We start from the raw sequence: 13,487 nt of genomic DNA, 5'->3' as shown, positions 1-13,487 counted from the left end.
TCCATGATTCAGGGCCTTTTTAATGCCTGCTCATGGGTAAAGCAGGCGCTCGGCGAGTTCGTCCGCCACCCGTGCGGGGGAGCGTTTTTCCGCTTGGGCATGGGCGTAGATCTCGGTCAGGCGCTTGCCGATGTTGGACAGGTGCGCGGTGATGGTCGGCAGTTCGGCGCCGCTGTGTTTGAGCGCGACGTAGATCAGGCCGCCGGAGTTGATCACATAATCCGGGGCATAGAGGATACCGCGGCCTTCCAACTGGTCGGCCACTTGCAGGTTGGTCAGTTGCGCGCTCGCGGACCCGGCCACGGCGGCGCAACGCAGTTGGCCGACACTGGTGCGGTTGAACACGGCGCCCAGGCCGCAGGGCGCAAGAATGTCGCATGGGGTGCTGAGCAAGGCGTCGTTGGCAATGGGGTGTGCGCCCAGTTGTGCCATGGCCAGTTGCACCTTGCCGTGGTCGATGTCGCTGACCAACAGTTCGGCGCCGGCGGCGTGCAGTTGCTCGGCCAGGGCATATCCGACGTTGCCCAGGCCCTGGATGGCCACGCGCAGGCCTTCGAGGTTGTCGCTTCCCAGGCGCGCCATGGCGGTGGTGCGGATGCCAGCGAACACGCCCATGGCCGCATGAGGCGAAGGGTCGCCGGCGGCGGTGGTGCTGGTGACGAAGCGGGTGTGCTGGGCGATGCAATCCATGTCGGCCACCGAGGTGCCACTGTCGATGGCGGTGATGTAGCGGCCATTGAGTTGCTCGACACACCGCCCGAAGGCTTCAAACAACGCAGCGCGGCTTTCCACATGCGCCGGGCGCAGGATCACCGCCGTGCCACCGCCCACCGGCAACCCGGCCAGGGCCGCCTTGTAGCTCATGCCCTGGGCCAGGCGCGCGGCGTCCGCCATCGCGCTTTCGTCGTCGGGGTAGGCGATATAGCGACAGCCGCCCAAAGCGGGCCCCAGGCGACTGTTATGGATGGCAATGATCGCCTTGAGCCCCGTGACCGGGTCGATGCTCAGGTGCAGCGATTCAAGGCGGGTGCTGTGCATGAGAGCAAACATCGTCAAGCTCCCGAATCACTTCTTGTGTCGCCAAGTATAGGCTGGCGGCAGAAAACTGCCGGAGCGCACTGGAATAAGCCGCCAGGTTTTGCGGGACTTGCGACATAAGCAGGTAGGATGTGTCTTAAGGCACTGGACGAATTTTCCTGGCAAGGCTAAAACGGGAGCATCCGCCGGAGAACGCAATGAAGCCCCGCCAAGCCTTTTTCGCCTGCCTGCAACGTTCGCCACCGGCGCTGTTCGAAGCCGCGCTATGGATCGCCGCCGAGCACGACCCGACGGTGCAGCCGCTGGACATCCTGCAGGACCTCGCATTGCTGCAACAACAGGTCAGCCTGGGCATGCCCATGTTGCCGGCGGACGAGTTGGGCCAGCCGTTACTGCGGCGCATGAACGACCTGGGCTTTGCCCAAGACGAGTTTACCCCGCTGCGCCCCGCCGCCGCCCTGCTGGACAAGGTGTTACAACGCAAACGCGGGCAACCGCTGGCCATGGGGCTGATCGCCATGGAACTGGCGCGACGCCTGCACATCCCCATGGCCGGGGTGAATTTCCCAGGGCATTTCCTACTGCGGGTGCCCGGCGCCGATCACCTGCTGGACCCATGCGGCGGCCGGCGCCTGTACCCCAACGATTGCCGCGAACTGCTGCAACGCCAATATGGCCCCAACCTCAAGTTGCAGGCCGATCATCTGCTGACGGCCGAGCCGCGTTCGATCCTGCAACGGCTGTCACGCAACCTGCGCCAACTGCACCTTTCCAATGACAAACCATTAGCCGCCCTGATTGACGCCGAGCGCGTGCTGGAACTGGGCAGCGCCAACGCCGCCGATTACCTGGCGCGGGCCAGCCTGTACCAACGCCTGGATTGCCCCAACGCCGAACGCTTCGACCTGGAACACGCACTGTTGCTCAGCGAAGACCCCATCCAGCGCCTGCGCCTGACCGAGCGGCTGGGGCACCTGCCGCCCAACTCCGTGGTGCACTAAGCCTGCGGCGTTTTGAGAATATCGCCATGCAGCGCGAGCTTCGGCGCTTGGATCACCGGCGCGCGCACCTGGATGATCAGCAACGCGGCAATGACTGCCGGGATCGCGCAGAAGAAAAAAATCTGCTGCACAGGAATATGCATGGCCAGCAACAGGCTGCCGAACAGCGGCCCCAGGATCGAACCGAAACGTCCCACGCCCAACGCCCAGCCCGTGCCGGTAGCGCGAACATGTGCCGGGTAGAAATTGCTGGCGAAGGCGTTAAGGGTCAACTGCCCGCCGATGATGCAGAAACCGGCTGCGAACACACAGGCCACCAGGTAGCGCGGATTGTCGTGGTTCAACCCCAGCAGAACGGTACACACCGCCGCTGCCGCCAACACGCCGGACAACAGCCGCACCTTGCTTTTGAGGCGGTCGGCAAACCAGGCCATGCCGATCGCACCCAGGGTGCCGGCAAACAGAAACATCGAGGTCACCAGGTTGGCTTGCTTCAGCGCCAGGCCGCTTTCGAGCAACAACGATGGCAGCCAACTGATCATGAAATACAACAGGATCAGGCTGACAAAGAATGTCGACCAGATCAGCAAGGTCGGGCGCGCGTAACCGTTGCGAAACAGCTCCACCACCGTCAGCTTGCTGCCCTGCTCGTGCAGGTTTTGTGCCTCCCTCGCCGGCGGCGGTTGCCAATCGGGCAGCATGCGCGCGGTGACGCTGCGCAATCGCAGATACGGCGATGCGTCGCGTAACAGGCGCGGCAAGGATTCAGGCAGCAGCCACACCAAAAACGGCAACAACAGCAACGGCGTAACGCCGCCTGCCAGAAATACTGCCTGCCAACCAAAATTGTCGATAAACCCTGCCGCCACAAACCCACCCGCCGCGCCGCCGAAGGAGAACCCGCACGCGGCCAGGGTCACCATCAAGGTGCGCAGGCGTGGCGGCGAATAGTCCGACATCAACGCCATGGCACTGGGCATCGCACCGCCCATGCCGATGCCACAGGTAAACCGCGCGGCCATCAGCGTGGTCAGCGAGTTGGCGAACACCATCAGCACGGTGAGGCTGGCGTAGATCAACACACAACCCAGCAGGATGCGCCGCACACCAAACCGGTCGGCCAGGGGCGTTACCAACAGCGAGCCCAGTGTGAGCCCCAACAGGTTGGCGCTGAACACCGGCCCGAATGCGGCTTTTTCCAGCTCCCAGTCCTTGGCCAGCGCCGGCACCACATAGCCCAGCACCTGGGCATCGTAGCCATCGGTCACCAGCAGCAACGCCAGTAACAGGAGGATCAACCACTGATAGCGCGACACCGGACGGGCGTCGAGTGCCGCGCGAAAGCTGGCAATCTGAGTGTGCATCGCAAGGTACCTGCTTATTTTTATGGGTAGGCGGCCCCGATCCAATGTGGGCGCCTTGAGCGTTATGGGGTGTCGGGTTGGTGGGCGGGATGGGCCTGAATGAACGCCGGATGCTGCGCCGCCAACGCCGCCACCCGCCCAATACGCGGGTAGGCCGCCAACGGCACCTTGAAGCGCTGTGCCGCATATAGCTGCGGAACCAGGAACGCATCCGCCAGCCCCGGCTGCTCGCCGAAGCAAAACCCTGTGTCGCCAATCAACTGCTCCACCGCGCCCAACCCCTGGCTGATCCAATGACCGATCCACTCCAGCACCTGTGCCTCATCATGCCCCCACTGGCGCAACAGGTTCTGGGTGCTGGAGTTGTGCAGCGGGTGGATATCGCAGCCGATAATTGCCGCAACGCCACGCTCGTGGGCACGGGTGGCCAGGTGCTTGGACAGCAACGGCACCTGTGGATAACGTTCGTCCAGGTACTCGATGATTGCCGAAGACTGAATCAGCAGCTCACCGTCATCGAGGCGCAACGCCGGCACGCGACCTTGCGGGTTGATGGCCAGGTATTCCGGCTGGCGATTGGCACCGCCCGCCGGTAACAGCAAGTTGACCGGCACCGCCGTACAGTCCAGCCCCTTGAGCGCCAAGGCAATGCGTACCCGGTACGACGCGGTGGAGCGGTAGTAGGTATAGAGTTCCATCACCCGCCCCTCTTAACGTGCCGCAACCACGGTACCCCGGCATTCGCCGAAGCCGATGGAGGCAAAGCCTTCACGCTTGCAGCGGGCGCGCAGGATGATCTCGTCGCCGTCTTCGAGGAACCTGCGCACTTCGCCGGACGGCAATTCGATCACCTTCTTGCCGCCTTCGGTAGTCTCCAGCAGGCTGCCGAACTGCCCCGCCTGCGGCCCGGACAACGTGCCGGTGCCGAACAGATCACCGGCCTGCAACTGGCAGCCGTTGACACTGTGATGCGCCACCAGCTGCGCCACGGTCCAGTACATATGCAGGCTGTTGCTCAGGGCCAGGCGATGGGCCGGCAGGTTCTGTTCACGCATGGCGGCGGTGGTCAGCAGCACCTCCAACTCGATATCCAGGGCGCCGTTGGCCTGGTCACGTTTGTCCAGCAGGTACGGCAGCGGTTGCGGGTCGCCCTCGGGGCGGGCCGGCTGGGCCTTGCGGAACGGCTCCAGCGCTTCGGCCGTGACCACCCAGGGCGAGATGGTGGTGATGAAACTTTTCGACAAAAATGGCCCCAGCGGCTGGTATTCCCACGCCTGGATATCGCGTGCCGACCAGTCGTTGAGCAAGCAGAAACCGGCGATATGCTCAGCCGCGTCACCAATGGCAATCGAATCGCCCATGGCATTGCCCGGGCCGATCCAGATCCCCAGTTCCAATTCGTAGTCCAAACGCGCACACGGGCCGAAGGTCGGTTCGGCCTGGCCGGCGGGCAGCGTCTGGCCTTTGGGGCGACGCACCTCGGCACCCGACGCACGAATGGTCGACGCGCGGCCGTGGTAGCCAATCGGTACGTACTTGTAGTTGGGCAGCAACGGGTTGTCAGGACGGAACAGCTTGCCGACGTTTTGCGCGTGTTCGATGCCCACGTAGAAATCGGTGTAGTCGTTGATCCGCGCCGGCACATGCAGCTGGCAATCGGCGGCGCGATGCAGTACCTGGGCCTCGCGTGCGTGCAATGGGCTGCCCTCGGCCAGCAGTTCCAGCAGGCGTTCACGCAAAGCCACGCGCGGGCCACGGCCCAGTTCGAAGAAGGCATTCAACTGGCCGCCGGCGGTCGCTTCAACGGCACGACGGGCCTCGCCGTCAAACGCGTCCAACGCAGCGTGAAGATCGAAGATGCAGTCACCAATCGCCACGCCACTGCGCGGTGCCGAGCCGTTGATACTGAAGATACCCAGCGGCAGGTTCTGCAGCGGGAAATCACGGTGACCGTTGGCCGAAGCCACCCAGCTGCGGGCTAGCGTCTGTTGAGTCATGGGTTATCTCCGGTTCGGGTTGAAGGTGGCGGGCAGCGCGGCCCAGCACGCGTCGTAAGCGGGTTGCAGTTGCGGGCAGTCCAGGGCGAACTGGGTGGGACGCAGCACTTGGCTGGTCTCGAACATGAAGGCCATGGTGTTGTCGATCTTGTGCGGCGCCAGCTCGACGTTGATGGCTTTGGTGCGGGTCTCGCCGTCCGGGCCATGGGCACTCATGCAGCTGTGCAGCGACGCACCGCCGGGCAGGAAGCCTTCAGCCTTGGCATCGTAGGCGCCCTGGATCAGGCCCATGTATTCGTTCATCAGGTTGCGGTGGAACCACGGCGGGCGGAAGGTGTTCTCGGCCACCATCCAGCGTGGCGGGAAGATCACGAAGTCGAGGTTGGCCAGGCCGTGGGTGCTGGTCGGCGACGTCAGTACGGTGAAGATCGACGGGTCCGGATGATCGAAACTCACCGTACCGATCGTATTGAAGCGGCGCAGATCGTATTTGTACGGCACGTTATTGCCGTGCCAGGCCACCACGTTGAGTGGCGAATGATCCAGCTCGCAGGCCCACAACTCGCCGAGGAACTTCTGCACCAGCGTCGTGGGTATCTTCAGGTCTTCGTAATGGGCGACCGGGGTGAGGAAGTCGCGCGGGTTGGCCAGGCCGTTGCTGCCGATGGGGCCCAGGTCCGGCAGGCGCAACGGGGCGCCATGGTTTTCGGCGATATAACCGCGTGCTTGCGCATCCAGCAGTTCGACGCGGAATTTGAGCCCGCGCGGCAGCACGGCGATTTCCAGCGGTTGCACCTCCAGCACCCCCAGTTCGGTGGCGATACGCAGGCGGCCCTGCTCCGGAACGATCAACCACTCGCCATCGGCGTTGAAGAACACGCGTTCCATCGAACGGTTGGCGCGGTAGTGATAAATGCTGATACCTGCGGGTTTTCCGACGCCGAGTTGGCAACCATGCCGACGAGGCCGTCGATAAAGTCGGTCGGCTCGCTCTGAATATCCAGCGGGTTCCAACGCAGTCGGTTGGGTGTCACCGCGCCCAGCGGCCCACCGGCCAACTGCCGGTCCAGCTTGACGAACGCCGGGTGGTTGGCCGAGGGCTGGATGCGGTAGAGCCAGGTACGCCGGGCTTCGCTGCGCGCCATGGTAAACGCGGTGCCGGAGAACAGTTCGGTGTACAGCCCATACGGCGCTTTTTGCGGGGAGTTCTGGCCGACCGGCAGCGCGCCGGGCAGGGCTTCGCTGGCGAATTCATTGCCGAAGCCCGACAGGTATTCGAGGTTCATGGAGCATCCTCTGTATCACGTTATTTTTATCGTAATCGATTTACGCATAACGTAATTTGATCACTATCGAGCGTCAAGCTATAAAGACGCCCATTCATCTCTTGGATTCCCGCCCCTCCATGGAAAAGCCCCGCGACACCGGTAAACAGAAAGTCCGCTCGGCCGAAGTGGGTACCGACATTCTCAAAGCGCTGGCCGAGTTGGCGCCGGCCACCTCGCTGTCGCGCCTGGCCGAACATGTGCAAATGCCAGCGAGCAAGGTACACCGCTACCTGCAGGCCTTGATCGCCTCCGGGTTTGCCGAACAGAACACCGCCACCAACCACTATGGCCTGGGCCGCGAAGCCTTGCGCGTCGGCTTGGCCGCGCTGGGCAGCATGGACGTGTTGAAAGTCGGCGCCCTGCCCCTGGCGGAACTGCGCGACGAGTTGAATGAAACCTGCTTTCTGGCGGTATGGGGCAACCAGGGCGCAACCGTGGTGCAGATCGAACCGGCGGTGCGCGCGGTCACGGTGGTGACGCAGTTGGGCTCGGTATTGCCACTGCTCAGCTCATCCACCGGGCTGGTGTTCAGCGCCTTCCTGCCGTTGCGGGAAACCGTGGAGCTGCGCGAGCGTGAGGTGCAGGCAGGTCTTGCCCATGCGCTGGCGGACGACGGGGCCTACGCCATCACCTGCGAGCAGATCCGCCGCCGTGGCCTGCATTTTGTACACGGGTTGCTGATGCCGGGCGTGGACGCGTTGTCGGCACCGGTGTTCAACGCGGTCGGGCACGTCGCAGCGGTGATGACGGTGGTCGGCCCTACCTCGCTGTTCCACGCCGACGAAGATGGCCCGGCGGCGCAGCGCTTGCTGGCGGCGACCCGGGCCGTGAGTTGGCGCATGGGCTATCAGCCCTGAATCAGTCGCGCCACTGGGTCAGGGCCACAGCCAGGCGGTTTTCGAGGGCGCGGATCGGCGCCGCATCGCCCAGGTAGTTGTTGCTGAGCATCGAGAACACCAGGCGTCGCCCGTCGGCATCGTGGATGTAGCCACTGAGCGACGAGACGCCCGCCATGGAGCCGGTCTTGGCGTGCAGGTTGTTTTCAGCGGGCGTGCCGCGCAAGCGATAACGCAGGCTGCCGCCGCTCATGCGGTTTACGTTGCCGGCGATCGGCAGCGCGTCGTACCAGGCCTCGAACCAGGGCTGTCTGGCCGTGGCCAGCAACAGGTCGGTCAAGTTCTGCGACGACACCAGATTGCGCCGCGACAAGCCCGAGCCGTCCACCTGGCTCAGCGTCGCCGGGTCCAGGCCCTGGCGCTGCATGAACGCCGCCACCGCTGCCACGCCCGCCTGGGCGGTGCCCGCATTCGCCGTCTGGCGCCCCATGGCCTTGAGCAAGGCTTCGGACATGTTGTTGTTCGAGAGCTTGAGCAGCGGCGTGATCAGTGCCTGCAACGGCGCCGACTGATGCTCTGCCAACAGCGTCGCGGTGTTCGGGGTGGCACCGCCGATCACGCGTCGACCCAGCACCTTGATGCCCTGCTGCGCCAGCGCCTGTTCAAACAGGTTGGCCACCAGTTGCGTCGGCTCCCAGACGCTCACCCACTCTCGGCGTTGCTCGCCCGGCGCCAGCGCACCGGTGAGTTGCAGCAGGTTGGTGCCGTGCCGGCGGGTGATGCCGTACGTATTGCCCGGGCCACTGACCGCGCGATTGCTCAGTTGTACGTAATCGGTTGGCGGGCTTAGCACCACACTCACCGGCTGGCCGGCTGTCGCCGGGGCCTTGGCGGTGACGATCAAGGTGCCCGCATCAAAATCGGTGTCGGGCGACACCGTGAGCGCCGAAATCTGCGCGCCGTAGTAGGTGCTTTCATCGTCCTGCGCCCAGTCGACACCCAAGCGTTCGGTGTCGAACCAGGTGTCGTCAAATACCAGGTCCCCCTGCACTTGACGCACGCCCTGGCTCGCCAGCTGCGCGGCCAGCGCCTGGTAATCGGCGAGCTGCGTGGTGGGGTCGCCCAGGCCACGCAGGTAAAGGTTGCCGGTCAGGCGCTCGCCTTGCTGCACGCCGTTACCGCGCAACTGCGTGGAAAACCGGTATTGCGGCCCCAGCACCTCCATAGCGGCCGCGGTGGTCAGCAATTTGAGATTCGAGGCAGGCACCAGCCGCGTACGCGGATTGTATTGGTAAAGCGTGGCGCCGCTGCGGGCGTCGCGCACCATCAGGGAGACGGTGGCGCCGTTGAGGGCCGGGTCGGCCAGCATTCGATCGAGGGTGGCCGAGGTGGAGGTCGGCGAAACGCTGGCGCAACCATTGAGTAACAAGCTCAAGCACAGCAGGTGCAGCCATCGTCCAAAGTGCATCGGTGTCGTTTCCCGCCAAGCCATCAGTGCCGGCAACGCTAACAGCTGCGCCCCCTTATGGCGAGCGGGCTGGCCTCCCACACTTTGGATCGGTGCTGATCCGCAACCCCAGGTCACCGCTGCCCCTTTTAGAACTGCAGCGTGCTCGACACCGACACCTGCCGTGCATCCCCCATCGACACAAAGAACCGGCTGGCCGCCGAGGTGTAGTAGGTGCGGTCAAACAGGTTCTTCACGTTGAGCTGGAACTTGACCTTCTGCCCTTCAATTTTGGTGTCGTAAGTGGCGAACGCATCCGCCACGGTGTAGCCCGGCAAGTTGAAGTCGTTGGCCGCATCGCCTGCGCGCTCGCCCACATAACGCGCACCCGCGCCGACTCGCAATTGATCGCCGCCGAACACGTTGCCGAAGTCATACACCGCCGACAGCGAGCCGGTGTGCCTGGCCACGTTCTGCAGGCGGTTGCCTTGCAGGGTCGGGTCCTTGTCCTTGACGTCTTCGGCGTCGGTGAAGGCGTAGCTGCCGATCACGCTCCACTGGTCGGTCAGCTGGCCGCTGGCGTCCAGTTCCAAGCCCCGGGAGCGCACCTGGCCGGCGATGCTGTAGACCGTGTTGGCATTGGAGCCCACCGAGACCAGGACGTTGCGCTTGTCGATATTGAACAACGCCGCACTGGCGGTGATGCGCCCAGGGATGTCGAGCTTGGCGCCCAACTCCCATGATTTGGATTCCTCGGGCGTCAGGTCGCCGGTCAAGGTGCTGTTGTCGGCCAGGGCGGCGATGGTGGAGTTGGGTTTGAACGACTCGGTGTAGCTGCCGTAGAACGACAACTCGTCGGTGTAGCGATACACCAGGCCGGCGCGCGGCACCCAGGCCTGGCCGTTGCCGTTGGTGTTGGCCTTGAACGGCACGCCCTTGCCGGCGTATTGGTCGTACATCTGGTAACGCGCGCCGGCGACAAAAATCCACCGCTCGTTCAGGTGAATCGCGTCCTGGAAAAACACCGAGTCGCTGCGCAGCAGGTCGGTCTGGGCGCTGTCGGTGGCACTGACCGTGCTGCCCGCCACTTCATTGCCGTACACCGGGTTGTTGTAGTTGAAGGTGGTGCGCGAGGCCTGGCGGATCAGGTCGGCGCGATAGATCTTGCGGTACTCGTCGTCCAGGCCGAACACCACGTCATGTTGCATGCCCAGTGCGTTGACCTTGCCTTCCAGGCTCGCGGTGGCGAAACGGTCGGTGGTGATCGCGCCCTGGGTGCCGTCCATTTTGCGGGTCAGGGTGCCGTTGTCATTCACCGCACTGACGCGCACTTGGCTGGCATCGTAGGTCTCGCGGTTCCAGCTATAGCCGAAGTGGGCTTTCCAGTCGTCGTTCACGTCATGGTCGGCTTCGAAGCGGTACAGGTCGGAGCGGCCTTGCATGTTGTTGAACGGTTCATCCAGACGCCGGGTGGACGGGATGTCCAACGGGTGGTTGGACTTATCGATGGCGGTGCCACGGTCGAACGGCGAGAGAAACTCGCGGTGTTCATAGGCGAACAGCAACTTGGTGCTGTCGCCGTACCAGGCCAGGGACGGGGCAACCAGCGTTTCGCGATGGGTGCCGAAGTTGCGCCAGTAGTCTTCGTCTTCGTGGTCGACGATCAGGCGATAGGCCAGGCCCGAATCACCGATCGGCCCGGTGGTGTCGAGGCCGCCGCCGCTGCCGTTCTTGCCGTCGCCAAAGGTGGAGCCGCGCACGGTCAGGGACGTGGAGGGGCTCAACTCGGGCTTTTTACTGACGATATTCACCACGCCGCCCGGGTCCTGGATGCCATACAGCAACGAGGACGGGCCCTTGAGCACTTCGACGCGCTCGGCCGTGGCGTTCAATGCGCGCCCCTGCACTATCGGCATGCCGTCGCGCATGATCGAACCGTTACGGTTGTCGCCGAAGCCGCGCAGCATCACCGCGTCCTGAGTGCTGGCCAAGGTGTTGGCCTGGGTGATGCCGCTGATATTGCCCAAGGCATCGTCCAGGTTGCGCGGGGTCTGGTCACGCAAGACCTGCGCCGGGACCACATTGACGGTTTGCGGGGTTTCCAGCAGCAACGCATGGGAGCGCATCACCGAGCTGGTGGGCGGCGGCTGGTAACTGGTGCTGTCCTGGGTTTGGCCGACGCCGCTGATGGTGGTGGCGCCGAGGTTGAGCGCGCCATCGGTGGGTAGCGGCTCCAGGGCCAATGTGCGGGCATCGATTTGGCGGAAGGTGAAGCCGGAGTTGCCCAACAGGCGTTGCAGGGCCTGGGTTGCGCTCATCTGCCCGCTGACCGCCGGGGCACTCAGGCCGTAGGGCGCTTCGTCGGTGTAGATCACGCTGATGCCGGTCACCCGGCTGAAGTCGCTCAGGGCCTGGGGCAGCGGCTTGGCGGCCAGGGCAAAATTGAACTGGGCACTTTGCTGCTCTTGCGCCTGTGCCACGCACAACGGCAGCAACGCTAGCCCCGACACCACCAATACCGAGGCTCCCAGCCACTGTTTAACCAAACCGCCCGCCATCGACTTCATGCTGTGAGAACCCGTGTAGAAAACGCTGTTAATGCGAATAAATCGCAGTTTCAAGCACTACACGGATGGGCCGCCGTTTTACCTCACGTTTATGTGCAAATTATTTTTAATCAGTGCGCCTGGATGCGGAAACCGAAGCGCGGAAAATGCACATGCACGGTGCCCGCTCGCGCGTCGGTGCGGCGCAGGATCAGCTCTTCGCGCCCGGCAAAGAGCAATTCGCCGGCGACCGGGTCGACCCCGTAATCGATGGCGCTGATGCTCACCTGCTGACCGGGCTGGAAGCCATTCAAGTCCTCGAACACTTCCGCGGGCAACGGCGCCGGTGTGGCGTTACGCGCAACGTCCAATGCTTGCTCGGCGCTCATCTGGCTGGCGGTGCCGTGACCAAAACCGAGCACGCGGCCCAACCACGCCGACACGGCCGGATACGCATCCACCAACGGCGCGGTCACGGGCGTCGCCTTGAGGAACCACAACGGATGGGCCAGGGCAAAGTCGGCAATGCACGGCTCGCCAAACAGAAAGTCCCCCGGTTCACGCTGTAATTGCTGCTCCAGGCGCGCCATGATCGCCGGCCATTGGTGCTTGGCCAGTTCCGCCGGCAGCTTGCTGGCCGTGCCGCCGCTGAACAGCGCGGCGCGGTCCGCGAGGAACGCCTTGATCGCTTCCGGCGGCAACTTGCCGAAACGCACCGCCACCGACTCAGGCTGGAACACCAGGCTCACGGCGTGGGCAAACACAACACTGTCGGCCCAGGTGGCGAAGGTTTGGGTGATCATCTCCTGGCCCAGCGGGAACAACGCCGGCGCGGATTTTTCCTGCTCCAGACGGCGGGCGATCAGGGCGGTGTCGCAATAGATATCGGCACCCACTTGCAGCACCGGGGTCTTGCGGTAGCCGCCGGTGAGGGCAGTCAGGTCCGGCTTTGGCATCACCGGCGAGATATGCACCGAGTGCCAGGACAGGCCTTTGAACCCCAGCAACAGCCGGGCTTTTTCCGCGAAGGGGGATGTGGGGTAGTGGTGCAGGATTAGCTCAGACATGCTGGGGTCCACTGGACAAATGAACCCGCAGCTTAGCCTGCAACGGGCTCAGTGGGTGTGATAGCCGCCCATCAGTCAGATCAATGAACCACTGGCCGCCAGACACTCCTTGGCGCTCTTCTTCAATTTCTTGATCAACCGCTCCTGGCGCAGCGCCTCGCCTTTGCTTGCGCACTGCTCGGTATAGACCAACGCCACCGCCGGGCTGGAGAGGAAAAACCGCGCGCCCTTGCCGCTCTGGTGCGAGGCAAAGCGGCGTACCGGGTCATTGCTGATGCCACAATACAGCGCGCCATTGGCGGCGCGCACCAGGTACACAAACCAGGGTTTGGGTTCGACAGGATCAGTCACAGGCGGATTCAACAAACCAGAGGAACGCCAAGCTTATCAACGACTCGCCTGAAATGCCTTCAAGCCTTTGTTCGCCTGGGCGCGCACGGCGTTTTTCACCAGCGGTGTCCAGCCCAGCAGCAAGCCTTTGGTGCCCAATGCCTGGCGCGACCAGCGCCACAGGTCGAAGCTGTCGTGGTGCTCGCAGATCTTGCCGTCGCGCAACACAAACCGCGCCTGAATATCATTGACCACGGTGTTGCCGGTGGCACTGAACAAGTACGTAGCCACCCAATGCGCACCGCCGCTGCGATCATCGCTGCGCACGTTGTCGAACGTCAGGGAGAAGTCCTTGGCACGCGTGGTCAGCATGCGCCACATATCGCCGACATCGCGCCCGCGCAACTCACCGAAGGCCGGGTCGCTGAACACCACATCCTCGGTGTAGCAGGCGGCCATCGCGTCGGCGTCCAGGCGCTGGAAGGCCGTGTAGAACTGGGTGATCAGGGCGTTATGGGCATCGCTCATGGGCA

Annotated in this window: 11 protein-coding genes and 1 pseudogene; 2 read left to right on the top strand and 10 right to left on the bottom strand. The window is 63.8% G+C overall.

The genetic code is table 11. The features are described from left to right. Positions 1–30 precede the first annotated feature (30 nt). Positions 31–1,050, bottom strand: coding sequence for a Leu/Phe/Val dehydrogenase (locus AB4O25_RS23560; protein WP_017526242.1), 1,020 nt, complete (start codon positions 1,048–1,050; stop codon positions 31–33). Positions 1,051–1,235: 185 nt separating this feature from the next. Here AB4O25_RS23560 and AB4O25_RS23555 point away from each other — a divergent pair, with 185 nt between their 5' ends. Beyond that, entirely contained in the window at positions 1,236–2,039 is an 804-nt protein-coding gene (locus AB4O25_RS23555; RefSeq protein WP_068937556.1) for a SirB1 family protein, read from the top strand. On the opposite strand, the gene AB4O25_RS23550 is transcribed toward AB4O25_RS23555, so the two are convergent. The 4 genes and pseudogenes from AB4O25_RS23550 to hmgA all read right to left on the bottom strand — a co-directional run bounded on the left by AB4O25_RS23550 (position 2,036) and on the right by hmgA (position 6,686). Beyond that, positions 2,036–3,403 (bottom strand): MFS transporter, encoded by a 1,368-nt coding sequence (locus AB4O25_RS23550; protein WP_460150014.1) that lies wholly within the window; start codon positions 3,401–3,403, stop codon positions 2,036–2,038. The genes AB4O25_RS23555 and AB4O25_RS23550 overlap by 4 nt on opposite strands. Positions 3,404–3,465: 62 nt before the next feature. Then, entirely contained in the window at positions 3,466–4,101 is a 636-nt protein-coding gene (gene maiA, locus AB4O25_RS23545) for a maleylacetoacetate isomerase (RefSeq protein WP_017526239.1), read from the bottom strand. A gap of 12 nt (positions 4,102–4,113) precedes the next feature. Continuing rightward, positions 4,114–5,400, bottom strand: a complete 1,287-nt coding sequence (gene fahA, locus AB4O25_RS23540) for a fumarylacetoacetase (protein ID WP_068937554.1) — start codon at positions 5,398–5,400, stop codon at positions 4,114–4,116. 3 nt (positions 5,401–5,403) lie between these two features. After that, a pseudogene (hmgA, locus tag AB4O25_RS23535) lies at positions 5,404–6,686 on the bottom strand (homogentisate 1,2-dioxygenase). A gap of 119 nt (positions 6,687–6,805) precedes the next feature. Between hmgA and AB4O25_RS23530 the strand changes: the two are divergent. After that, a complete protein-coding gene (locus AB4O25_RS23530; RefSeq protein WP_017526236.1) occupies positions 6,806–7,585 on the top strand; it encodes an IclR family transcriptional regulator in 780 nt (259 codons plus the stop codon). A gap of 1 nt (position 7,586) precedes the next feature. Here the strand turns inward: AB4O25_RS23530 and dacB are convergent, their stop codons facing one another. The 5 genes from dacB to AB4O25_RS23505 all read right to left on the bottom strand — a co-directional run bounded on the left by dacB (position 7,587) and on the right by AB4O25_RS23505 (position 13,482). Further along, positions 7,587–9,032: a D-alanyl-D-alanine carboxypeptidase/D-alanyl-D-alanine endopeptidase gene (gene dacB / locus AB4O25_RS23525; protein ID WP_460150013.1), complete on the bottom strand. Its 1,446-nt coding sequence runs from the start codon at positions 9,030–9,032 to the stop codon at positions 7,587–7,589. 128 nt (positions 9,033–9,160) lie between these two features. Beyond that, positions 9,161–11,578: a TonB-dependent siderophore receptor gene (locus AB4O25_RS23520; protein WP_460150012.1), complete on the bottom strand. Its 2,418-nt coding sequence runs from the start codon at positions 11,576–11,578 to the stop codon at positions 9,161–9,163. A gap of 110 nt (positions 11,579–11,688) precedes the next feature. Continuing rightward, on the bottom strand, positions 11,689–12,624 hold the full coding sequence (locus tag AB4O25_RS23515; protein ID WP_017526233.1) for a glutathione S-transferase family protein: 936 nt from the start codon (positions 12,622–12,624) through the stop codon (positions 11,689–11,691). A gap of 75 nt (positions 12,625–12,699) precedes the next feature. Further along, on the bottom strand, positions 12,700–12,975 hold the full coding sequence (locus AB4O25_RS23510) for a GIY-YIG nuclease family protein (RefSeq protein ID WP_017526232.1): 276 nt from the start codon (positions 12,973–12,975) through the stop codon (positions 12,700–12,702). A 36-nt stretch (positions 12,976–13,011) separates the two neighbouring features. Continuing rightward, positions 13,012–13,482 (bottom strand): nuclear transport factor 2 family protein, encoded by a 471-nt coding sequence (locus AB4O25_RS23505; protein WP_017526231.1) that lies wholly within the window; start codon positions 13,480–13,482, stop codon positions 13,012–13,014. Positions 13,483–13,487: the final 5 nt, after the last annotated feature.

It is taken from the genome of Pseudomonas sp. S3_A03 (genome assembly GCF_054668275.1).
This window is presented reverse-complemented; position numbering and strand designations above follow the sequence as displayed.

Bases quoted from the DNA above. Each gene is read 5' to 3' on its own strand.
- AB4O25_RS23560 (WP_017526242.1), bottom strand. From the start codon at position 1,050: ATGTTTGCTCTCATGCACAGCACCCGCCTTGAATCGCTGCACCTGAGC.
- AB4O25_RS23555 (WP_068937556.1), top strand. From the start codon at position 1,236: ATGAAGCCCCGCCAAGCCTTTTTCGCCTGCCTGCAACGTTCGCCACCG.
- AB4O25_RS23550 (WP_460150014.1), bottom strand. From the start codon at position 3,403: ATGCACACTCAGATTGCCAGCTTTCGCGCGGCACTCGACGCCCGTCCG.
- maiA (WP_017526239.1), bottom strand. From the start codon at position 4,101: ATGGAACTCTATACCTACTACCGCTCCACCGCGTCGTACCGGGTACGC.
- fahA (WP_068937554.1), bottom strand. From the start codon at position 5,400: ATGACTCAACAGACGCTAGCCCGCAGCTGGGTGGCTTCGGCCAACGGT.
- AB4O25_RS23530 (WP_017526236.1), top strand. From the start codon at position 6,806: ATGGAAAAGCCCCGCGACACCGGTAAACAGAAAGTCCGCTCGGCCGAA.
- dacB (WP_460150013.1), bottom strand. From the start codon at position 9,032: ATGCACTTTGGACGATGGCTGCACCTGCTGTGCTTGAGCTTGTTACTC.
- AB4O25_RS23520 (WP_460150012.1), bottom strand. From the start codon at position 11,578: ATGAAGTCGATGGCGGGCGGTTTGGTTAAACAGTGGCTGGGAGCCTCG.
- AB4O25_RS23515 (WP_017526233.1), bottom strand. From the start codon at position 12,624: ATGTCTGAGCTAATCCTGCACCACTACCCCACATCCCCCTTCGCGGAA.
- AB4O25_RS23505 (WP_017526231.1), bottom strand. From the start codon at position 13,482: ATGAGCGATGCCCATAACGCCCTGATCACCCAGTTCTACACGGCCTTC.